The 21,211-nt window shown below is 70.8% G+C and carries 21 protein-coding genes; 13 read left to right on the forward strand and 8 right to left on the reverse strand.

The genetic code is table 11. The annotated features are described in order from the left end of the window. Positions 1-6: 6 nt before the first annotated feature. A complete protein-coding gene (locus ACGFZQ_RS21630) occupies positions 7-1,365 on the reverse strand; it encodes a ferric reductase-like transmembrane domain-containing protein (RefSeq protein WP_393841671.1) in 1,359 nt (452 codons plus the stop codon). A 152-nt stretch (positions 1,366-1,517) separates the two neighbouring features. Between ACGFZQ_RS21630 and ACGFZQ_RS21635 the strand changes: the two genes are divergently transcribed. Both ACGFZQ_RS21635 and ACGFZQ_RS21640 read left to right on the forward strand, forming a co-directional pair. Further along, a complete protein-coding gene (locus tag ACGFZQ_RS21635; RefSeq protein ID WP_351735930.1) occupies positions 1,518-2,258 on the forward strand; it encodes a response regulator transcription factor in 741 nt (246 codons plus the stop codon). Further along, on the forward strand, positions 2,255-3,745 hold the full coding sequence (locus tag ACGFZQ_RS21640) for an ATP-binding protein (protein ID WP_393841672.1): 1,491 nt from the start codon (positions 2,255-2,257) through the stop codon (positions 3,743-3,745). Before ACGFZQ_RS21635 ends, ACGFZQ_RS21640 begins: the two co-directional genes overlap by 4 nt. Before the next feature lie 104 nt (positions 3,746-3,849). On the opposite strand, the gene ACGFZQ_RS21645 is transcribed toward ACGFZQ_RS21640, so the two are convergent. The 3 genes from ACGFZQ_RS21645 to ACGFZQ_RS21655 all read right to left on the reverse strand — a co-directional run bounded on the left by ACGFZQ_RS21645 (position 3,850) and on the right by ACGFZQ_RS21655 (position 6,159). Beyond that, complete coding sequence (locus tag ACGFZQ_RS21645; protein ID WP_393841673.1) at positions 3,850-4,554, reverse strand: L,D-transpeptidase; 705 nt, start codon at positions 4,552-4,554, stop codon at positions 3,850-3,852. Positions 4,555-4,557: 3 nt separating this feature from the next. Then, on the reverse strand, positions 4,558-5,145 hold the full coding sequence (locus tag ACGFZQ_RS21650; RefSeq protein WP_393841674.1) for a pyridoxamine 5'-phosphate oxidase family protein: 588 nt from the start codon (positions 5,143-5,145) through the stop codon (positions 4,558-4,560). Between the two features lie 141 nt (positions 5,146-5,286). Then, complete coding sequence (locus tag ACGFZQ_RS21655; protein ID WP_393841675.1) at positions 5,287-6,159, reverse strand: hypothetical protein; 873 nt, start codon at positions 6,157-6,159, stop codon at positions 5,287-5,289. Between the two features lie 213 nt (positions 6,160-6,372). Between ACGFZQ_RS21655 and ACGFZQ_RS21660 the strand changes: the two genes are divergently transcribed. From ACGFZQ_RS21660 to ACGFZQ_RS21680, 5 genes are all read left to right on the forward strand, one after another. Further along, positions 6,373-7,566, forward strand: coding sequence for an argininosuccinate synthase (locus tag ACGFZQ_RS21660; protein WP_393841676.1), 1,194 nt, complete (start codon positions 6,373-6,375; stop codon positions 7,564-7,566). Positions 7,567-7,645: 79 nt separating this feature from the next. Continuing rightward, a complete protein-coding gene (gene argH, locus ACGFZQ_RS21665) occupies positions 7,646-9,073 on the forward strand; it encodes an argininosuccinate lyase (RefSeq protein ID WP_393841677.1) in 1,428 nt (475 codons plus the stop codon). Positions 9,074-9,249: 176 nt separating this feature from the next. Continuing rightward, a complete protein-coding gene (locus tag ACGFZQ_RS21670) occupies positions 9,250-10,224 on the forward strand; it encodes an aldo/keto reductase (protein WP_393841678.1) in 975 nt (324 codons plus the stop codon). Between the two features lie 85 nt (positions 10,225-10,309). Next, a complete protein-coding gene (locus tag ACGFZQ_RS21675) occupies positions 10,310-10,861 on the forward strand; it encodes a TetR/AcrR family transcriptional regulator (protein ID WP_393841679.1) in 552 nt (183 codons plus the stop codon). Continuing rightward, positions 10,858-12,390, forward strand: a complete 1,533-nt coding sequence (locus tag ACGFZQ_RS21680) for an MFS transporter (RefSeq protein WP_393841680.1) — start codon at positions 10,858-10,860, stop codon at positions 12,388-12,390. The genes ACGFZQ_RS21675 and ACGFZQ_RS21680 overlap by 4 nt, the downstream gene beginning before the upstream one ends. 4 nt (positions 12,391-12,394) lie before the next feature. On the opposite strand, the gene ACGFZQ_RS21685 is transcribed toward ACGFZQ_RS21680, so the two are convergent. Then, positions 12,395-14,029 carry a multicopper oxidase family protein gene (locus ACGFZQ_RS21685; RefSeq protein ID WP_393841681.1) on the reverse strand — a complete coding sequence of 545 codons (1,635 nt, stop codon included), beginning with the start codon at positions 14,027-14,029 and terminating at the stop codon, positions 12,395-12,397. A gap of 161 nt (positions 14,030-14,190) precedes the next feature. Beyond that, positions 14,191-14,862 (reverse strand): lysophospholipid acyltransferase family protein, encoded by a 672-nt coding sequence (locus tag ACGFZQ_RS21690; RefSeq protein WP_351700587.1) that lies wholly within the window; start codon positions 14,860-14,862, stop codon positions 14,191-14,193. Positions 14,863-15,182: 320 nt separating this feature from the next. Here ACGFZQ_RS21690 and ACGFZQ_RS21695 point away from each other — a divergent pair, with 320 nt between their 5' ends. The 3 genes from ACGFZQ_RS21695 (at position 15,183) to ACGFZQ_RS21705 (ending at position 17,490) form a co-directional block, all read left to right on the forward strand. After that, a complete protein-coding gene (locus tag ACGFZQ_RS21695; protein WP_393841682.1) occupies positions 15,183-16,367 on the forward strand; it encodes a glycerophosphodiester phosphodiesterase in 1,185 nt (394 codons plus the stop codon). 74 nt (positions 16,368-16,441) lie between these two features. Further along, complete coding sequence (locus tag ACGFZQ_RS21700) at positions 16,442-16,948, forward strand: RNA polymerase sigma factor (RefSeq protein WP_393841683.1); 507 nt, start codon at positions 16,442-16,444, stop codon at positions 16,946-16,948. A gap of 44 nt (positions 16,949-16,992) precedes the next feature. Beyond that, the gene (locus ACGFZQ_RS21705) at positions 16,993-17,490 is read left to right on the forward strand and encodes a GNAT family N-acetyltransferase (protein ID WP_351700595.1); all 498 of its coding nucleotides are present in this window, start codon (positions 16,993-16,995) and stop codon (positions 17,488-17,490) included. Between the two features lie 88 nt (positions 17,491-17,578). Here ACGFZQ_RS21705 and ACGFZQ_RS21710 read toward each other — a convergent pair whose 3' ends face one another. Continuing rightward, positions 17,579-18,019: a hypothetical protein gene (locus tag ACGFZQ_RS21710; protein ID WP_393841684.1), complete on the reverse strand. Its 441-nt coding sequence runs from the start codon at positions 18,017-18,019 to the stop codon at positions 17,579-17,581. Continuing rightward, a complete protein-coding gene (locus tag ACGFZQ_RS21715; protein ID WP_351700601.1) occupies positions 18,000-18,359 on the reverse strand; it encodes a hypothetical protein in 360 nt (119 codons plus the stop codon). Before ACGFZQ_RS21715 ends, ACGFZQ_RS21710 begins: the two co-directional genes overlap by 20 nt. A gap of 69 nt (positions 18,360-18,428) precedes the next feature. Here ACGFZQ_RS21715 and ACGFZQ_RS21720 point away from each other — a divergent pair, with 69 nt between their 5' ends. The 3 genes from ACGFZQ_RS21720 (at position 18,429) to ACGFZQ_RS21730 (ending at position 21,170) form a co-directional block, all read left to right on the forward strand. Continuing rightward, a complete protein-coding gene (locus ACGFZQ_RS21720; protein WP_393841685.1) occupies positions 18,429-19,076 on the forward strand; it encodes an HAD family hydrolase in 648 nt (215 codons plus the stop codon). A gap of 319 nt (positions 19,077-19,395) precedes the next feature. Beyond that, entirely contained in the window at positions 19,396-20,439 is a 1,044-nt protein-coding gene (locus tag ACGFZQ_RS21725; protein ID WP_393841686.1) for a methionine ABC transporter ATP-binding protein, read from the forward strand. A 20-nt stretch (positions 20,440-20,459) separates the two neighbouring features. After that, on the forward strand, positions 20,460-21,170 hold the full coding sequence (locus ACGFZQ_RS21730; protein ID WP_393841815.1) for a methionine ABC transporter permease: 711 nt from the start codon (positions 20,460-20,462) through the stop codon (positions 21,168-21,170). Positions 21,171-21,211 lie beyond the last annotated feature (41 nt).

The raw sequence follows: 21,211 nt of genomic DNA on the forward strand, positions 1-21,211 counted from the left end.
GGGGCCTCACAGCTCGAAGGACTCGTGGTGGATACGGCGACCGGGCACACCGGCGGCGCGCAGCGCGCCGTACAGCTCCTGGGCGAAGCCGTGCGGGCCGCAGATGTACACGTCGTGCCCGGCGAGGTCGGGGAAGGCGGCCCGCAGCGACTCCGCCGTGAGGGCGGGGCGTTCGCCGCGTGGACCGTTGAGGGCATAGCGCACCTGGGCCCCGCGCCACCGTGCGATCGCCTCCAGTTCGCCGCCCAGCGCCAGATCCTCGGCCGTGCGCGCCCGGTAGAGCAGCGTGACCTCGCCGGGCAGCGTCTCGAAGAGCGCCCGCAGCGGGGTGACCCCGACGCCGGCCGCGATCAGCAGGGAGCGCCGGCCGGTGGCCCGGTCGGCGGTGAGGGAGCCGTACGGCCCCTCCGCCCACACCCGGGTGCCGGGGCGCAGCAGCGACACGGCCGCGCTGTGGTCGCCGAGCGCCTTGACGGTGATCCGCAGCAGGTCGCCGCGCGGCGGCGCCGAGAGCGAGTACGGCGTGGACGTCCAGCCCATGCCGTCGCCGCCGAAGAACCGCCAGCGGAAGAACTGCCCGGCCTGCGCGCCCAGTTCACCGATCCGCCGGCCCTGCACCACGACCGAGTACACGCCGGGCGCCTCCTGCCGCACGGACTCCACCCGCAGCCGGTGCCGGAGATTGAGCCGTATCGGCGCCAGCACCCGGAACCACACCACCAGGGCCGCGGCCCCCAGGTACAGCGCGTACCAGAAGGCGGTGGCGACCGGCTTGCCGTTGAAGTCGTTGCCCAGCGTCAGCTGGTGGAAGAAGGCGAGGAAGACGGCCGCGTAGGTGAGCAGGTGGACGTAGTACCAGAACTCGTAGCTGGTACGCCGGCGTGCCGCGCGCATCGAGGTGATGCCGACGGCGAAGAGGATCACCGTGCCGGCGGTCGCCTTGAGCATGTCGGGGTAGTCCAGGACGACGTTCACCGTCTCGTGGACGAGTGAGGCGTGGTCCTGGGCCGCGTACCCGGTGAGGATCAGCGCGATGTGCGCGACCAGCAGACAGACGGTGTACCGCCCGGCCATCGCATGCCACCGCGCCACCCGGTCGGAGCCGACCCGGACCTCCAGCAGCGGGACCCGGGCCATCAGGCCGACGAGCACCGCGCAGGCGTACCCGCACAGCAGCCCGGCCATCCGCCCGGCCCCGGTCAGCCAGCCGGCCGCTCCGACCACCGAGCCGGTGTCCGACCACCACAGCACGAACACGGCCGCCGCCCCGGCCCACAGCACGGCGAGTACGGCGGCGGCCGGGGAGCGGCGCGTGGCCACGGCGGGCACGGCCGAGGCCGTACGCCGTTCGTCCACGGTCGTCATGAGTCGGGTCCTTTCTCCGTTCGGTGCCGCCACTGTGCAGCCCGAACCTCTGAGTGACCTCTCAGTGACCACCGGGCTCAGCCGACTCAGAGCAAACTCAGAGGGCCGGGGGTCACCGCTCGCCACCAGGAGGAGCGATGCTGGTAGACGCCATGAACACGACCCGCTCCGGCCGCCCCGCCCTCACCCGCCCCGACGGCACCCCGCTCCGCGTCCTCGTCGTCGACGACGACCCCGACCTGGCGGAGGTGCTCACCGGCGCCCTGCGCTACGAGGGCTGGGAGGTCCGCGCGGCCGGCGACGGCGCGTCCGCCCTGGCCGCGGCCCGGGAGCTGCTGCCGGACGCGGTGGTCCTCGACGTGATGCTCCCGGACACCGACGGCTTCGCCGTGCTCCGCTCGCTGCACCGGGTCAAGCCGGACGTCTGCGTGCTCTTCCTCACCGCCCGGGACACCGTCGAGGACCGCATCGCCGGCATCACCGCGGGCGGCGACGACTACGTGACCAAGCCCTTCAGCCTGGAGGAGGTCGTCGCCCGGCTGCGCGGCCTGCTGCGCCGCGCCGGAATGGCCCGCCAGCAGGAGGACGGCCCCCGGCTGGTCGTCGGCGACCTGACCATGGACGAGGAGGCCCGCGAGGTGACCCGGGCCGGCGAACTGATCGAGCTCTCCCCGACCGAGTTCGAACTTCTCCGCTTCCTGATGCGCAACCCGCGCCGTGTCCTCAGCAAGGCACAGATCCTGGACCGGGTGTGGTCGTACGACTTCGGCGGCCGCGCCCACGTCGTCGAGCTGTACATCTCCTACCTGCGCAAGAAGGTGGACTCGGGCCGTGAGCCGATGATCCACACGGTCCGCGGCGCGGGCTATGTCCTCAAGCCGGTGACCAGGTGAGTCCCGTACGACGGCTACCGCGGCTACGGCGCCTGCCCCGCCTGCGCACCCTCCGCGCCCGCCTCACCGCCGGCCTGGTCGTCCTGCTCGCGCTGAGCTGCGCGGCCGTGGGCGTCGCGGCCGTGGTCGAGCTGAACGGCTTTCTCACCGGGCGCCTGGACCAGCAGCTCCAGCAGACGGGGCCGAGCTTCCCGCAGTCCCTCGAACACGGCGACTACAAGCCCAGCGACCGGGACGGCGACGAGCACGGCGACACCCGCCGCCAGGCCGCCGGCACCTTCGGCGCCCGCCTGCTGAAGGGCCAGGTCACCAACGCGGCCGTCATCCCCTCCGGAACCGACCCGGACCTGACCGTCGGCCTCACCGCGGGGGACCGTGCGGCCCTCGCCCGGCTTCCGGTGGACGGCAGGGCGCACACGGTCCCGCTCGCCTCGATCCACGACTACCGGCTCCTGGCCTGGACCGGCCGCGACGGCGACGTCCTGATCACCGGGCTGCCCCTGGAACCGGTCCGGGCCACCGTGCACCGCCTGGAACTGGTCTGCGCCGCGGTCTTCGGCCTCGCCCTGGCCGTGGCCGGGGTGGCCGGCGCCCTCTGGGTCCGCTGGTCCCTGCGCCCCCTGAGCCGGGTCGCGGCGACGGCCACCCGGGTCAGCGAACTCCCGCTCGCCAGCGGTGAGGTGGCGCTGCCACCCCGCGCCCCCGAATCCGACCCCCGCAGCGAGGTCGGCCGGGTGGCCACCGCCTTCAACCGCATGCTGGGTCATGTCGAGGACGCGCTGACGAAGCGCCACGCCAGTGAGGAACGCCTCCGCTCCTTCGCCGCCGACGCCAGTCACGAACTGCGCACCCCGGTCGCCACGGTCCGCGGGCACGCGGAACTGGCGCTGCTCCACCCGGGCCCGCTGCCCCCCGAGATCACCCGGGCCCTGGAACGCATCGCCGCCGAGTCCTCCCGGATGGGCGAGATGGTCGACGACCTCCTCCTGCTGGCCCGCCTGGACGCGGGCCGCCCGCTGGAGAGCCACCCGGTCGACCTCACCCGTCTGACCCTGGACGCGGTCACGGACGCCCGTGCCACGGGTCCCGACCACCGCTGGACCCTGGACCTCCCCGAGGAACCGGTGACGGTGACCGGCGACGCGCACCGGCTGCAACAGGTGCTGGCCAACCTGCTGGCCAACGCCCGACTGCACACCCCCGCGGACACGAAGGTGACGGTGACGCTGGAGACGGACGGCGCCCGGGCGGCCCTTCAGGTCCACGACGACGGCCCCGGCATCCCGCAGGACATCCAGTCCGGCGTCTTCGAACGCTTCACGAGAGCGGAACACCGCCGCCGCGCGGACGCCTCCGGCGGGGGAGCGGGCCTGGGCCTGTCGATCGTGGCGGCGGTGGTGGAGGCGCACGGGGGAACGGTGACCTTGGAGAGCCGCCCCGGCTCGACGACGTTCACCGTGCAGCTGCCGGCAACCGCCACTCCCTAGGGGCGCGGGGCTGTATCAATGTGCGGCTCCGCCGCGTGGGCGCGACCAGCCCAAGACGGACTGCACCCGCCAACGCACCGCACCTCTTACGGCGCAACCGCACCTCAATACCGGGTAAGAGCCGTATCCCCGTCCACCGTCCCGATCGCCATATGCGGCCCCTTCTTCGGATCCACCCACCGCACGATCTCCCGCATCGCGTCCACCGGCACGGACACACACCCCGCGGTGGCCCCGTCCCCGTTGACATGCAGGAAGATCCCGGCCCCGCGCCTCCGGACCGGACGCTCGTAGTTGAAGCCGATCACCAGCGCATACGCGTACTGCGTCCCGTACGACGACAGCTGCTCCGCCTCGGTGGCCAGGCAGTCGGCCGGCAGCGGCTCCACCCAACGGTTGTAGGAGGTCGAGTTGTTGTCCTGGCACCACCACGAAGTCGCCGTCACCGGGCGGTACTTGACGGAGGTACCCGTCGGCGCCGCCTGGAGGCCGAACCCGAACGGAAGGTCGTACAGCCCTGTCGGGGTGGTGTTCGTGCCCTGCTGCCGCGCGGCCCCCTCGACCAGCCCCTTCGCGCCGAACCGTGCGGCGGCCGTCCCCACCTGCACCCACTGTCCGTCCCGCCGCTCCCACCAGGTCACGGTCCCCGATGTCGAGTTCGGCGCGGGCGCCTCGGCGGTGATCAGCTGGTCGCCGCCGCCCGTGTCGGCCATCCGGGCGGGCAGCGGTTGCGGATCCCCGGCCCCCGGTGCCGCACCGAGCAGCAGCAGGGACGCGGAGACAAGGGTGACGACGACGCCTGGACGCATGGCTCAGACGGTAGACGGCGGCAGCGGCAACGGCAGCCCGGGTAGGCCGTCCAGGCTCACCGCGATGTGGTCCTTCTTCTCGAAGTACGCGCTCAGCGAGGCGTCGTCCTCGCGCGCGAACCGCTTCCCGTGCAGGTCACGGTCGGCCTCGTACGCCATGTAGGGGACCGCGTAACCGCAGCTGTCCCGGATGAGTTCGGCGTGCACGACGATGATCGCGCGCAGGCCGTGCCGGGTCGGGTCGATGTCCGGGAAACGGGTGAGGAGTTCCCGGAAGCGGGGGTCGTCGCGGAAGACCGCCTCGCCGTGCCCGTGCACCCGCACGATGTTCGGCGGGCCCTGGAAGGCGCACCACATCAGGGTGATGCGGCCGTTCTCCCGCAGATGGGCGATGGTCTCGGCGTTCGAGCCGGCGAAGTCCAGGTACGCGAGGGTGCCTTCGTCGAGTACCACGAAGGAGCCCTGGAGGCCCTTGGGGGAGAGGTTGACCGTGCCGTCGCCCGCGAGCGGGGCGGTCGCGGTGAAGAACAGGGGCTGTTCCTCGATGAACGTGCGGAGCCTGCCGTCGATGCGCTCATAGGTCTTTCCCATACCGGGGGATTATCGGCGCGTTTACTTCGCACGTCTAAGCAATTCCGGCATCCGGACGACCCCCGGGGCCCCAGGCCCCGGACACCACTGTGGCCGCCCCGGCTGGCGCTGTACACGGGGCGGCCACAGCTGCCTGTCACGTCACTTGGTGAGCGTGCAGGCGGCCAGGGAGTCGAGGCCGGTCGGCTTGGTCGACGTACGGCCGATCGCGATCGCGATCCGGTCGATGGTCGACTTCCGCTTGTCCGCCAGGGGGCCGAGGATCGCGTTGTTCACGAAGTTCGGGCCGCCCTGGCCGACCGTGGTCTGAAGCCGGTTGTTGGCCTCGTCGATCTGAGTCTGGAGCAGGGTGAGGTTCCGGTCGACCTCCGCCTGCGCGGACGCGGGGATCGCCGGCAGCTGCGAGGCGACGTCGGGGCAGGTGATCGTGCCCACCGCGGAGCTTCCGGTGCTCGTGCCGGTGCTGCCGGTCGACTGCTGCTGGGTGGCCGCCGTGCTCGGCGTGGCCGAGGCGGAGGCCGCGCCGGTCGCCGTACCGCTGCCCGTGTTCGTGCCGGTCCCGCTCGCGTTCAGGGTGCACGGCGCCAGCGCGTCCAGGCCGGTCGGCTTGGCGGCCGTACGGCCGATCGCCGTGGCGATCCGGTTGACGGTCGCCACGCGCTTGTCCTTGAGGGGGCCGAGGATCGCGTTGTTCACGAAGTTCGGGCCGCCCTGGCCCACCGTGTCGACCAGCCGCTTGTTGGCCTCCTGGATCTGCGTCTGCAGGAGCGTGAGGTTGCGGTCGACCTCGGCCTGCGCGGAGGCGGGGATCGCGGGCAGCCGGGAGGCGACGTCCGGGCAGGTGATGGTGCCGGGCGAGGCGGCGAGGGTGCGCGCGTTGCTCGTGCCACTGCTCTTGTCGGGCGTACCGGCGAGGGCCGAACCGGCGATGATCGCACCGGAGAGCGCCACTGCGGCAGCGCCGCCGATCAGCACGACGCGACGCTTGTTGTACTTCGGAAGAGCCCTGGACATGCGGATGCCTCACTCGGGTCAGAGGTGGGTTTACAAACGCGGCGCCGGCGTTCGGGGATGGGTACGAGAAAGCGGTTTCATTTGTTCAAGCCTCTTTCACAAATCCCCGACATGGCTCGGGAGGTCTCCGTGGCCGGAGCGAGCCGGATTGACGAATCATGCAGAGCTATGCATACTCATGCATGGCAAGTGGATGTACGGGAGGAGGGACCCATGACCGAGCGCGTCGTACTCGCCTACTCGGGCGGGCTGGACACCTCCGTCGCCATCGGCTGGATCGCCGAGGAGACGGGCGCCGAGGTCATCGCCGTCGCGGTGGACGTCGGCCAGGGCGGCGAGGACCTGGACGTCATCCGCAAGCGCGCCCTGGCGTGCGGCGCGGTCGAGGCCGAGGTCGCCGACGCCAGGGACGAGTTCGCCGAGGAGTACTGCCTCCCGGCGGTCAAGGCCAACGCCCTCTACATGGACCGCTACCCGCTGGTCTCCGCCCTCTCCAGGCCGACGATCGTCAAGCACCTGGTCGCCGCCGCCCGCAAGCACGGCGCCACCACGGTCGCCCACGGCTGCACCGGCAAGGGCAACGACCAGGTCCGCTTCGAGGCCGGCATCGTCGCCCTCGCCCCCGACCTGACCTGCATCGCCCCGGTCCGCGACTACGCGATGACCCGCGACCGGGCGATCGCCTTCTGCGAGGCGAAGCGCCTCCCGATCGCGACCACCAAGAAGTCCCCGTACTCCATCGACCAGAACGTCTTCGGCCGCGCCGTCGAGACCGGCTTCCTGGAAGACATCTGGAACGGCCCGATCGAGGACATCTACGAGTACACCCAGAACCCGGCCACCCCGCGCGAGCCCGACGAGGTGATCATCAGCTTCGAGGCGGGCGCCCCGGTCGCCATCGACGGCAAGCCGGTCACCGTCCTCCAGGCCATCCAGGAACTGAACGAGCGCGCGGGCGCCCAGGGCATCGGCCGCATCGACATGGTCGAGGACCGTCTCGTCGGCATCAAGTCCCGCGAGGTGTACGAGGCGCCGGGCGCCATCGCGCTCATCACGGCCCACCAGGAACTGGAGAACGTCACCGTCGAGCGCGAACTCGCCCGCTACAAGCGGCAGGTGGAGCAGCGCTGGGGCGAACTCGTCTACGACGGTCAGTGGTTCTCCCCGCTCAAGCGCGCCCTGGACGGCTTCGTCAACGAGGCCAACCAGCATGTCACCGGCGACATCCGGATGACCCTGCACGGCGGCCGCGCGGTGGTCACCGGCCGCCGCTCCGGCTCCTCCCTCTACGACTTCCACCTCGCCACCTACGACACCGGCGACACCTTCGACCAGGCCGCGGCCAAGGGCTTCATCGACATCTACAGCCTGTCGTCGAAGATTGCCGCGAAGCGGGATCTCTCCTAAGCAGTAGCGTGACGACCGCCTCCCCGTTCATGGCCGGGGAGGCGGTGCCACATCCGTATCTCTTCTAGGAGCAACGCAAGTGAGCAGCAACAGCGGTGACGTACGGCTCTGGGGCGGCCGTTTCGCCGACGGTCCCGCCGAGGCCCTGGCGAAGCTGTCCGCGTCCGTCCACTTCGACTGGCGGCTCGCGCCCTACGACATCGCCGGTTCGCGTGCCCACGCGCGCGTGCTGCACAAGGCGGGCCTGCTCAGCGAGGACGAACTCCAGCGCATGATCGCCGGCCTCGACCAACTGGAGGCCGATGTCGCCGACGGCTCCTTCGTGGGCACCATCGCCGACGAGGACGTCCACACGGCTCTGGAGCGCGGCCTCCTGGAGCGCCTCGGCCCCGACCTCGGCGGCAAGCTCCGCGCCGGCCGCTCCCGCAACGACCAGGTGGCCACCCTCTTCCGGATGTACCTCCGGGACCACGCCCGGGTGATCGGCGGCCTGGTCGCCGACCTCCAGGACGCCCTGATCGGTCTCGCGGAGGCCCACCCGGACGTGGCCATGCCCGGCCGCACCCACCTCCAGCACGCCCAGCCGGTGCTCTTCGCCCACCATGTCCTGGCCCACGTCCAGTCCCTGTCCCGGGACGCGGAGCGGCTGCGCCAGTGGGACGACCGCACCGCCGTCTCCCCGTACGGCTCCGGCGCCCTCGCCGGCTCCTCGCTCGGCCTGGACCCGGAGGCGGTGGCCGCGGACCTCGGCTTCGAGCACGGCAGCGTCGGCAACTCCATCGACGGCACGGCCTCCCGCGACTTCGTGGCCGAGTTCGCCTTCATCACCGCGATGATCGGGGTGAACCTCTCCCGGATCGCCGAGGAGATCATCATCTGGAACACGAAGGAGTTCTCCTTCGTCACCCTGCACGACGCCTTCTCCACGGGCTCCTCGATCATGCCCCAGAAGAAGAACCCGGACATCGCGGAGCTGGCCCGCGGCAAGTCGGGCCGCCTGATCGGCAACCTGACCGGCCTGATGGCCACCCTCAAGGCCCTCCCGCTCGCCTACAACCGCGACCTCCAGGAGGACAAGGAGCCGGTCTTCGACTCCTGCGACCAACTGGAGGTCCTGCTCCCCGCCTTCACGGGCATGATGGCCACCCTCACCGTCAACCGCGAACGCATGGAGGAACTGGCCCCGGCCGGCTTCTCCCTCGCCACCGACATCGCGGAGTGGCTGGTCAAGCAGGGCGTACCGTTCCGCGTGGCCCACGAGGTGGCCGGCGAGTGCGTCAAGGCGGCCGAGGCCGAGGGCAAGGAGCTGGACGAACTGACCGACGACCAGTTCGCGAAGATCAGCGCCCACCTGACCCCCGAGGTCCGCACGGTCCTCAACGTCCCCGGCGCCCTCGCCTCCCGCAACGGCCGGGGCGGCACGGCCCCGAGCGCGGTGGCGGTGCAACTGGCGGAGGTCAAGGCGAACGTGGCGACGCAGCATGCCTGGGCGGACGTCAAGAAGTGAGCTGATCAAGCGCCCCGAGTGGTAGCGCCCCATCAGGGGCGCGGGGAACTGCGCGAGCAACCACGAAGCACCCGCAGGCGCGAACGCACGGCACCCCGAGCCGAGCGGCGAACCAAAGGTCATCGCGGGTTACGTTGGTCGAAGCCCTCTACGGAGCCGACCGAACGGAGCCCGCGATGCCTTTCGCCCGACTGGCCTCAGCGACAACCCCCACCTGCCATATCGGACTGGGTCTCGCCGCAGTCGGCCGCCCCGGCTACATCAACCTCGGTCGCGAAGAGGACCTCGGCACTGATCGCAGCGCAGCCGCGCTGCGCACCCGCACGCACGAACTCCTCGACGCCGCCTACGCCCAGGGCGTCCGCTACTTCGACGTGGCCCGTTCCTACGGCCGCTCCGAGGAGTTCCTCGCCGACTGGCTGAACGCCCGCCCCGACGCCGCCGCCGACGTGGTCGTCGGCAGCAAATGGGGCTACACCTACACCGCCGGCTGGTCCGCGGACGCCGAGACCCACGAGGTCAAGGACCACAGCGTCCGGACCTACGACCGTCAGCGCGCCGAGACCACCGAACTACTCGGCGACCACCTCGACCTCTACCAGATCCACTCGGTGACCCCGGACAGCCCGGCCCTCACCGACAAGGAACTGCACGCACGCCTCGCGGAAGCGGCCGCCACCGGCCTCACCGTCGGCTTCTCCACGAGCGGACCCGCCCAGGCCGACGCCATTCGTGCCGCCCTCGCCGTCACGGTCGACGGCGAGCCCCTCTTCCGTACCGTCCAGTCGACGTACAACGCCCTGGAGACCTCGGCAGGACCCGCCCTCGCCGAGGCGCACGAGGCCGGACTGACGGTGATCGTGAAGGAGGGCATGGCCAACGGCCGCCTGGCCGCCCCGCACGCCCCCGACGCGCTGCGGGCCGTGGCCGAGGAGACCGGCCTCGGCTGCGACGCCGTGGCCCTCGCCGTCGTCCTGCGGCAGCCCTGGGCCGGAGTGGTCCTGTCCGGCGCGGCGACGCTCGCCCAGCTCGACTCCAACCTCCACGCGGCCGCGGTCGACCTTGACGAGGACCAGCTGACCCGCCTCGCCACCCTGGCCGAGCAGCCGCACGCCTACTGGGAGCGCCGCGGCAGCCTGCCCTGGCACTGACGCGGAACCACCCCCGACCAGCCTCTAGTGAGTCACGCATGCCCATGGTGAGACAGAGGTGTCTCACATGGGTTACTCTTGTCTCATGGCTCTCGATCGTGAGCAGGTGCTGCGCAGCGCGGCCGCCCTGCTGACCCGTAAATCCACCGCGACCATGGACGAGGTCGCGAAGGCCGCCGGGATCAGCCGGGCCACCCTGCACCGGCACTTCGCGGGCCGGGACGCGCTCGTCCGCGCGCTGGAGGCGCTCGGCATCGAGGAGTGCGAGGCGGCCCTGGACGCGGCCCGCCTGGACGAGGGCCCGGCGGCCGACGCCGTCCACCGCCTGGTCCGCGAGATCGAACCGGCCGCCGGCCTGCTGGCCTTCCTCTACACCGAGAACCAGCTGTTCGAGGGCGAGCAGCAGAACCAGGGCTGGACCCGCATCGACGACCGCATCGCGGCCCTCTTCCGACGCGGCCAGCAGAACGGCGAGTTCCGTATCGACCTCAGCCCCGCCTGGCTCACCGAGGCGCTGTACGGCCTGCTCGCCTCCGCCGCCTGGGCGGTGACGGAGGGCAGGGTCGCCCCCAAGGACTTCACCCACATGATCGTCGAGCTGCTGCTCGGCGGTGCACGACGAAGAGAGGAATCATGACCAGCACCGTGCGGCCGGCGTTCACCACGGAGACGGAGGAGAAGCGCCCGGGCCGCTGGCTCGCGCTCTCCGTCCTGGTGCTTGCCGTGCTGCTGGTAGCCGTCGACGCGACCGTCCTCGGCCTCGCGACCCCCTACATCAGCGAAGACCTCAACCCCTCCGGTACCCAGCTGCTCTGGATCGGTGACGTCTACTCGTTCGTCATCGCAGGACTGCTGGTCTCCATGGGCAGCCTTGGCGACCGCATCGGCCGCAAGCGGATCCTGCTCGGCGGTGCGACGGTGTTCGGCGCGATATCAGTCCTGAACGCGTACGCGACGACCCCGGGGATGATGATCGCGGCCCGCGCCCTGCTGGGCGTCGCCGGCGCGACCCTGATGCCCGCCACCCTCGCCCTGATCCGCAACCTCTTCCACGACCCGCGCGAGCGCAGCCTCGCCGTCGGCATCTGGGGCGCCACCGCCTCCGCCGGTACGGCCGTCGGCCCGATCGTGGGCGGTTTCCTGCTCGAACACTTCTGGTGGGGCTCGGTCTTCCTCATCAACCTGCCGGTGATGGTGGTCCTGGTCCTCGTCGGCATCAGGACGCTCCCCGAGTCCCGCAACCCCGACCCCGGCCCCTGGGACCTGATCAGCGTCGTCCTGTCGCTGGTCGGCATGATCGCGGTCGTGTACGCGGTGAAGGAGGCCGCGACCCACGGCCTCACCGGAGTCACCGCGGGCACCGCCCTCCTCGGCACCGCGGCCCTCTACGGCTTCGTCCGCCGTCAGCTCACCATGCCCAAGCCCCTGCTCGACATGCGGCTGTTCCGCCGGCGCGGCTTCAGCGGTGCCGTCCTCGCCGACCTGCTGACCGTGCTCGGCATGTCGGGCCTGGTGTTCTTCCTCTCCCAGTACCTGCAACTGGTCCAGGGCAGGCCCCCGTTCGAGGCGGGCCTGGCCGAACTCCCGGCTGCCATGGGCGCGGTGGCGGCGGGCCTGGTGGCCGGCCGGACGGCCCGCCGCCACTCGGTACGCGCGGTGGTCTCCGGCGGTCTGGCGGCCGTCGGCGTGGCCCTCGCGGCCCTGACCACGCTCTCGCAGTCCACCGGCTACCCGGTCCTCGGCGCGGCCCTCCTGGTGGTCGGCGTCGGCGCCGGCTTCTCCTTCACGGTCACGGCGGACGTGATCCTCTCCAGCGTCCCCAAGGACCAGGCCGGTGCGGCCTCGGCGGTCTCCGAGACGGCGTACGAACTGGGCGCGGCCCTGGGCATCGCCCTGCTCGGCTCGATCGTGATGGGCGTCTACCGCGGATTCCCGGCCCCGGCGGGCACCCCGGCCGCCGCTCACGAATCCCTGGGCGCGGCGGTGCAGGCATCGACGGCCATGTCCCCGCACGCGGCCACCGAGATGCTGGCGGCGGCCCGGGACTCCTTCGTCCAGGGTCTGCACCTGGCCTCCGGCGCGGGCGCCGTGGTCCTCCTGGCGACGGCGGCGGCGGCCTGGTTCCTGCTGAAGGGGCAGAAACTGGAAGGCGCCCTGCCGGCGTGACGCCTCACCTCTTGTAGCCGAGCACCGTCATCATCCCGCTCTCCGAGTGGTACTGGTTGTGGCAGTGCAGCATCCACAACCCGGGGTTGTCGGCGTCGAAGTCGAGCACCAGCTTGCGGTGCGGCAGCACGATCGTCGTGTCCTTCCGGGCCCCCGCCGAGTTCAGCCCGGTGACCGAGAACGTGTGCCCGTGCAGATGCATCGGATGCCACATGTCGGTCGCGTTGATGAGCGTCAGCCGCACCCGCTCACCGGCCCGCACCGCATGCCGCTGCCGCACGTCGTACGGCTTGTGGTCGAACCCCCAGTCGTACTTCTGCATCGTGCCCGTGATCCTGATCCGCAGGTCGCGGTCGGGTACCCGGTCGTCCATGCGGACGGACTCGGCCGGCAGCAGCCGGCGGGCCGGCACGACCTCGCGGTCCAGCTCGTTCGGGCGGGCATCCGCCGCCGGAAGGTTTCTTCCCTTGTCGGTACGGAGGATCGCGAGCGCCTTGCCCTTCTTGCCCTCGGCGAGTGCGACCAGCGGGAAGACGCCGTCCTTGGCGGTGACGAGGACGTCGTACCGCTCGGCCATGCCGATGAGCAGGGCGTCGGTCCTCTTGTGCTCCACGGGGTAGCCGTCGGTGTGGGTGACGGTCATGGCGTGGTCGCCCAGCGCGACCCGGAAGGCCGTCTCGGAGCCCGCGTTGATGAGGCGGATCCGGACGCGGTCGCCGGGGTTGCAGCGGAAGACGGAGGGGTCGGTGCGCAGCCGCCCGTTGGCCAGGTAGTGCGGATAGGCGACGTTGCCCCCCTCGCCGTGCAGCATGCTGCTGTGGGAATCGCGCAGCACCCGGTCGGGACCCATCCGTTTCCTGGATCTGGACGGTGCCGCGGAGGCGCTCGCCGACCGGCGCGGGCTCGGGCCGCCGTGGCCGGGGCCCATGCCCATGCTCATCCCCATCCCCATGGAGCCGCCCGGCTTGAGCTGGGCGAGCACCTGCTCGGGGTCGGAGCCGTCGATGTCGTCGACCCAGTCGTCCAGGACGACGATCCACTCCTTGTCGTAGGCGAGAGGCTCCTTCGGGTCGTCGACGATGAACGGCGCGTACAGGGCACGGTCGGGCTGCATGCCGACGTGCGAGTGGAACAGATAGGTGCCCGGATGGGCGGCGACGAAGCGGTAGACGAAGTCCGTCCCCGGTTCGATGGGCGGCTGCGTCAGGTCCGGAGCACCGTCCATGTCGCAGCGCAGCCGCACCCCGTGCGCGTGCAGGGAGGTCTTCTCGGCCAGCCGGTTGCTGACGGTCAGGCTCAGGACGTCACCGGCGGTGACGCGCACCAGCGGACCCGGAACCGACTCGTTGTACGCCCAGCTGTGCACCGACCGCCCGCCCAGGTCCAGCATGCTCTCGGCGGCCGTGAACGTGACCATGCGAACGGGGCCGGAGCCGCGCTTCCGCTCGGCCGCGAGCACCTCTGGATCCGACGGGTTGACGAACCCCTTGGGCCCCTGCGGGACGAACGCCGCGGTCCCGGCCGTGTGTTGCGGGCCGGAGTGCGAGGGGGAGTCGGAGTCGGAACAAGCGGCCAGGAGTCCCGCGCCGGCGGCAGCGAACGGAGCACTGAGCAGGGTACGCCGAGAAGGTTTCTGCATGTCTGAATAAGACATGCTGTGTGCTCATATGGGCGGTAAATACGCATGAATGACCCAAGTGTCGGGCCAGATTCCACCGCCAGGCGGACGTGGACGGATGTCAGGCGGATGGCAGACAGAAGGGCACGGACCCCGGTCCGTGCCCTTGCGCCGAAAGAGTGTCAGGCGGCCTTCGCCTTCGTGGCGTACATGTCCACGTATTCCTGCCCGGACAGCCGCATGACCTCGGCCATCACCGAGTCGGTCACGGCCCGCAGCACATAGCGGTCCCGGTCCATCCCCTCGTACCGGGAGAACTCCATGGCCTCGCCGAACCGGACGGTGACCTTGCCCGGCCGCGGGATGCCCGCGCCGCCCGGCTGCAGCTTGTCCGTGCCGATCATCGCGAACGGCACCACCGGCGCGCCGGTCATCAGCGTCAGCCGCGCGATCCCGGTGCGGCCCCGGTACAGCCGGCCGTCGGGGGAGCGGGTGCCCTCCGGGTAGATCCCGAAGATCCGGCCCTCGTCCAGGACCCGCTTGCCGGTCATCAGCGCGGCGACACCGCCGCTCGCGCCGTCCCGGTCCACCGGGATCATGCCGACGCCGGTGAAGAACCAGGCCATCAGCCGGCCCTTGAAGCCCTTCCCGGTGACGTACTCGTCCTTGCCGATGAAGAACACCTGCCGCTTGCTGACCAGCGGCAGGATCATCGAGTCGATGAACGTCAGGTGGTTCCCGGCGAGGATGACCGGACCGTCTCCCGGGATGCGCTCCACGCCCTCCACCTGGGGGCGGAACATCAGGCGCATGATCGGTCCGAGCACTGCCTTGATGAGCGCGAAGCGGGACAACGGGTCCTCCGATGTCGAGGGGCGGTATGAGTCTGTGCAGGTGAGGACATTACTCGCGGCCCCATGGGGAGCGCACATCGAGTACCGCCGGTTCACCGAGGTCTTACGCACTGTTGACGCTGGTTTACCTGCGGTGCTGCCCGGGGGACAGCTTGCGGCGAGGCCGCGGCGATGTGACGGAAGTCGCCGACGGACCGTCATGACCCGCCGTCCACCGGCCATACGGCGTCACCCGGCCGTTGGGCCGACGGTCTCCCCTCGGTCACGTCGGCAGCCCTACGATCAGCCCGCAGCCAAGGGTGAAGGTCAGGAGGGCGCTCATGAACACGAACGACTCGAACGAGCGGACGCAGGTGAACGGCACGACCGGACGGCGGGCGCTGCTCGGGGCGGCGATGCTCGGCGCCGGCGGAGCGGTCCTCGGACTGCCCGGTGCCGCCAGAGCGGCCGAGGCGACGCGGTCCGGCCACGGCCACGGCGGCCTGAAGAGCCTGCCGAAGCCGACGATCATCGGCCACCGCGGCGCCAGCGGCTACCGGCCGGAGCACACCTTCGGCTCCTACAACCTCGCCCTCGATCTCGGCGCCGACGTCGTCGAGGCCGGCGACCTGTGCCCCACCAAGGACGGCCACCTGGTCTGCCGCCACGAGCCGGAGATCGGCGGCACCACCGACGTCGCCGACCACAAGGAGTTCGCCGACCGCAAGACCACCAAGGTCCTGGACGGCATCCCCACCACCGGCTGGTTCACCGAGGACTTCACGCTCGCCGAGCTGAAGACGCTGCGCGCGATCGAGCGCATACCGGCCAACCGCCCGCACAACACGCTCTACAACGGCCACTGGGAGATCCCCACCTTCGAGGAAGTCCTCAAGTGGCAGGACGAGCAGACCCGCAGGCGCGGCAAGCAGGTCTGGATCTACCCCGAGACCAAGCACCCCACCTACTTCCGCAAGCTGGGCCTCGGCCTTGAGGAGCGGGTCGCCAAGCTGCTGCGCAAGTACGGCAAGGACAAGCGGAACTCGCCGGTCATCCTGCAGTCCTTCGAGCCGACCAGCATCCAGCGTCTGAACACGCTGGTCGACAACCCGCTGGTCGTCCTGCTCTCCGCGGCGAACACCCAGCCCTACGACTTCGTCGCGACCGGCGACCCGCGCACCGTCGCCGACCTGATCACGCCGAAGGGCCTGCGGGAGATCGCCGGCTACGCGCAGGGCATCGGCCCGACCCTCGACCTGGTCATCCCGAAGGACGCCAACGGCAACTTCACCAAGCCGAGCACGCTGGTCGCGGACGCGCACAAGGTGGGCCTGGTCCTGCACCCCTACACCATGCGCAACGAGAACCCCTTCCTGCCGCCGGCCTACCGCAAGGGCAGCGACGTGACCGCGTACGGCGATGTCTTCCCGGTCTTCCAGACCTACTTCGAGACCGGCATCGACGGCGTCTTCTCGGACAACGCCGACACCGCGGTCCTGGCCCGCGACGCCTTCGTCAACGGCTGATCCCCCGCACCCCGTTCGGGGTGTCTCCCGGCCGCCCCGGCAACCTGTCCCGGGGCGGCCGCGTCGTTCCGCACATGACGCACGACCTGGTTGCCGCCCTGGGCCCCCTGCTCACCGTCGAGGCCTCGGCCGAGGCGTATGCCTGCGGAAGCGACCCCGGCGACCTGGAACAGACCGTCTGGGTCCGCCTCCTGGAGCGGCTGGAGACCCACGGCCCGCCCCGGGCACCCGAGGACTGGCTGCGCAGAGCCGTCCGCGCCGAGTCCCGCCGCACCCGCCGTACGACGCGCCATGAACGCCCCTACGGCACCGAACCCGCCGACCACGCCACCCCCACGCCCGAACAGCGCGTCCTCGCCACCGCCCACCACCGCGCCCTGCGCGAGGCGATCGCCCGCCTCCCCGGCCGCTGCCCCCGCCTCCTCGACGCTCTGCTCTCCCCGAAGGACCTGACATACCGGGAGATCGCGGGGGAGTTGGGTATCTCACAGGGCAGTCTGGGACCGGAACGTTCCAGATGTCTGGGATGTCTGCGCCGATTGTTGACGCCGGAGGTTGCGTCCATCGAAGCGCGGGGATAGGAGTGAGAACGACAGGCGATCAGGTGAGCGGGAGGCGTGCGCACATGGGCATGAGCGTGACCATCTCGGTGGCGACCGAGCAGGATGCAGAGCAGATCTTCAGGCTCCAGTACCTGTGCTTCCAGAGCGAGGCGGCGCTGTACGGCAACTACCGCATCGACCCGCTCGTCCAGAGCCTCGACTCGGTCCGCCAGGAGGTCGCCTCCGACTGCGTCTTCGTCGCCCGACTCGGCGAGGAGGTCGTCGGCTCGGTCCGCGGCTCGGTCACCGAGGACGGCGCCGCAGCCATCGGCAAACTCTGCGTCCACCCCCGCCTCCAGGGCCACGGCATCGGCGCGCGGCTGCTGCGCGCGGCCGAGTCGGCGCTGGTCGAGGAGCGCGGCGCCAAGAGGTTCCGCCTCTTCACCGGCCACCGCAGCGAGGGCAACCTCCGCCTGTACCGCCGGGTCGGCTACGAAACGGTAGGCACGTCGAAGGGTGCGGACGGCGTCCCGATGATCGTCCTGGAAAAGCCGGCCGGTACGTACGCAACGACGGCTTAGCTTTTCAACGCCCCAGGCTGGAGCGCCCCGAAAGGGGCGCGGGGAACTGCGCGACCAGCCACGAACCGCCCGCAGTCGCGCACGCTCCTCAAGCCGCTCCCCGCTGGGCGCCCTTCCGCAACCAGTACAACGCGGAGATCGGCAACAGCACCGGAATGAACACGTACCCCATCCCGTAGTCAGACCACACGGTCGCGTCCGGGAACGCGGAAGAGTCGACCAGGGTCCACGTACCCACGATCAACACCCCCGCAAGTTCGGCGGCGCAGCACACCTGCGCCACCCTGCGCGCCGTCTCGCCGCCGCGCACCAGCGTGTACATGATGAACCCGTACACCACCCCCGCGACCGCCGACAGCGAGTACGCGAGCGGCGCCCGGTCGAACTCGGTCGCGATCTGGTACGCGGATCGCGACACCGCTCCGACGACCATCACGCCGTAGAACCACACGAGAAGCGTGCCCGGCCCACTGGTGAGCCGCTTCGGCCTCTGCTCCACGGTCGTCATCTCACCCTCCCCAGATGTCATAGAGCCGCACCTCCAGCACGGCCAGCACCACACCGCCCGCGGCGACCGTCACGGAGCCCCACCGGGTCCGCTCGGCCAGCGACATGAACCCCGCCGCCGGGACACACGCGAAGGCGCCCACCAGATACGCCACGAAGATCGTCGTACCCTGCGCCGGCTTGTCGCCCCGGGCCAGCAGCACGATCCCGGCCACCAGCTGGATCACCGCCAGCACCGACACCACGGCCATCCCGATGAAGTGCCAGTCCTTCGTCGGCTGGTCCCGGTACGCGGCCCAGCCGCACCACGCGGCGAGCAGCAGTGCGGCGACTCCGGTCACCAGCAACAGGGCATTGAGCATGCGGTGACCTTATTACGGCCGAAACGGCCCCACGCCGTCGCCCCTGCCGTACGCCGTAGGGTCTAGACCATGACGATCCACGCACAAGCCCTGCTCTTCGACAACGACGGCACCCTGGTCTCCTCCCTCGACTCCGTGGAGCGCTGCTGGACCCTCTGGGCGGCGGAGTACGGCGTCACCGAGGAGTTCGCCCGAGTCGAACTGCACGGCCGGACCGCCGCGGACATCGTCGCCGACCTGGTCCCCGCCCACCTCGTCCCGGAGGCCGTCGCCCGGGTCGAGCAGCTGGAGGTGGAGGACGTCCCGGGCGGTGGTGTCCGGCTGCTGCCCGGCACCACCGCCCTCCTCGACTCCCTCCCCGCCGACCGCTGGGCCGTCGTCACCTCGGCCACCCGCCGGCTCGCCGAGGCCCGCCTGGACGCGGTCGGGATACGGCCGAAGACGCTGATAGCCGCGGACGACGTCTCCCGCGGCAAGCCCGACCCCGAGCCCTACCTCCTCGCCGCCCGCCGGCTGAGCGTCGACCCGGCCCGCTGTGTGGTCTTCGAGGACGCCCCGGCCGGGCTCCAGGCGGGCCGCGCCGCCGGGATGGCCACCGTGGCGTTGGCCACAACCCACCAGGCGGACGAGCTGGACGCGGACCTCGTGGTGCCGGACCTCTCTGCCCTGTCGGCGCTGGTCACCGACCACGTCGTCGAGATCTCGACGCGCCGCTGACGGACATCCGCCGCTGTCCAGCATGCGGACAGCGGCGGGCTGTCAGGACCGTAGGTCTGGTTTACTGATCGCATGACCACGACGAGCGACCGCACCCCTGCGACCGAGGCGACCATGACGCCCGGTGCTCGTTGTATGTGTCGAATGTGCGCCTTCTAGAGGGCCCCCGCACCACCCCAGGCCTCGCGCCCCGAAGCGAGCCGCCGCCGTGGCCTGTCCGTACGCCGTGAGCCGTATGTGACCCGGCTGCCCCGCGCACATTTTCCCTCCCGTACCAGGGCCCACCCACGCCCGCGTACTCAACAGTGATGGAATCCCAGTGATCACCACAACGGGCCTGACGAAGATCTACCGGTCCCACCGCTCCCACGGCCGCGAGATCACCGCCCTCGACGGCGTCGATCTGCACGTCCGCGAGGGCGAGGTGTACGGCGTCATCGGCCAGTCCGGCGCCGGCAAGTCCTCGCTCATCCGCTGCGTCAACCTCCTGGAACGTCCCACCGCCGGCACCGTGACGGTCGACGGTCACGACCTCACCGCCCTCGCCGGGCGCGGCCCCCGGGCCGGCCGGGAGCTGCGGCAGGCGCGCAGCCGTATCGGCATGGTCTTCCAGCACTTCAACCTGCTCTCCTCCCGGACCGTCCAGGACAACGTCGAGCTGCCGCTCGAAATCCTCGGCATCTCAGGGAAGGAACGTTCCCGCAAGGCGCTGGAGCTGCTCGACCTGGTCGGGCTCGACGACAAGGCGAAGGCCTACCCCGCCCAGCTCTCCGGCGGCCAGAAGCAGCGTGTCGGCATCGCCCGCGCACTCGCCGGCGACCCCAAGGTGCTGCTCTCCGACGAGGCCACCAGCGCCCTCGACCCGGAGACCACCCGCTCCATCCTCCAGCTGCTGCGCGACCTGAACCGGCAGCTGGGCCTGACCGTCCTGCTCATCACGCACGAGATGGACGTGGTGAAGTCGATCTGCGACTCGGCCGCCCTCATGGAGAAGGGGCGCATCGTCGAGTCCGGGACCGTCAGCGAGCTGCTCGGCACCCCCGGTTCCGAGCTGGCCGCCGCGCTGTTCCCGGTCGGCGGCGAGGCCTCCGGCGACGACCGCACCGTCCTCGACGTCACCTTCCACGGCGAGGCCGCCACCCAGCCGGTCATCTCCCAGCTCTCCCGCACCTACAACATCGACATATCGATCCTCGGTGCCGCCATCGACACCGTCGGCGGCCTCCAGATCGGCCGGATGCGCATCGAACTGCCCGGCCGCTACGAGGACAACGTGGTGCCCATCGGCTTCCTGCGTGAACAGGGCCTGCAGATCGACGTGGTGGGCCAGGAGCCCGCGCTGGTGAAGGAAGGTGCCAAGTGAGCTGGACTGACTGGTCTGCGATGCAGCCGCTGCTGTCCCAGGCGTGTTGGGACACCCTCTACATGGTCGGCTGGTCCACCCTGATCGCCGTGGTCGGCGGACTCCCGCTCGGCGTCCTGCTCGTCCTCACCGACCGCGGCGGACTGCTCCAGAACGTGCTGGCCAACAAGGTCATCGGGCAGATCGTGAACATCGCCCGCTCGATGCCGTTCATCATCCTCATGGTCGCGCTGATGAACTTCACGCGCTCGATCACCGGGACGACCATCGGCCGGGAGGCCGCCATCGTGCCGCTCGCCATCGGCGCGATCCCCTTCTTCGCGCGGCTGGTCGAGACGGCTGTCCGCGAAGTGGACGGCGGCCTCGTCGAGGCCGTGCAGTCGATGGGCGGCAACACCTGGACCGTCGTACGCAAGGTCCTGGTACCGGAGTCGCTGCCCTCGCTCATCTCCTCCACCACGACCACCATCGTCGCGCTCATCGGCTACTCGGCCATGGCCGGCACGGTCGGCGCCGGCGGGCTCGGCGACATCGCGATCCGCTACGGCTACCAGCGCTTCGAGACCCAGCTGATGTGGATCACCGTGGCGATCCTCGCCGTCGTCATCTCGCTCATCCAGTTCGCCGGCGACTACACGGCCCGCTTCCTGCACCGCCGCGGCGGCCGGTCCGGCCCGGTGCCGAAGCTGCGGCTGCTGAAGGCCTCCACGGCCACCGGCAAGACCGTCTGAGCCCCCGGCGCTCTCCCCCCAGATTTCCCCGCACCACCCAT

Origin of the sequence: Streptomyces sp. NPDC048254, assembly GCF_043201895.1 — a bacterium.
GTDB lineage: Bacteria > Actinomycetota > Actinomycetes > Streptomycetales > Streptomycetaceae > Streptomyces.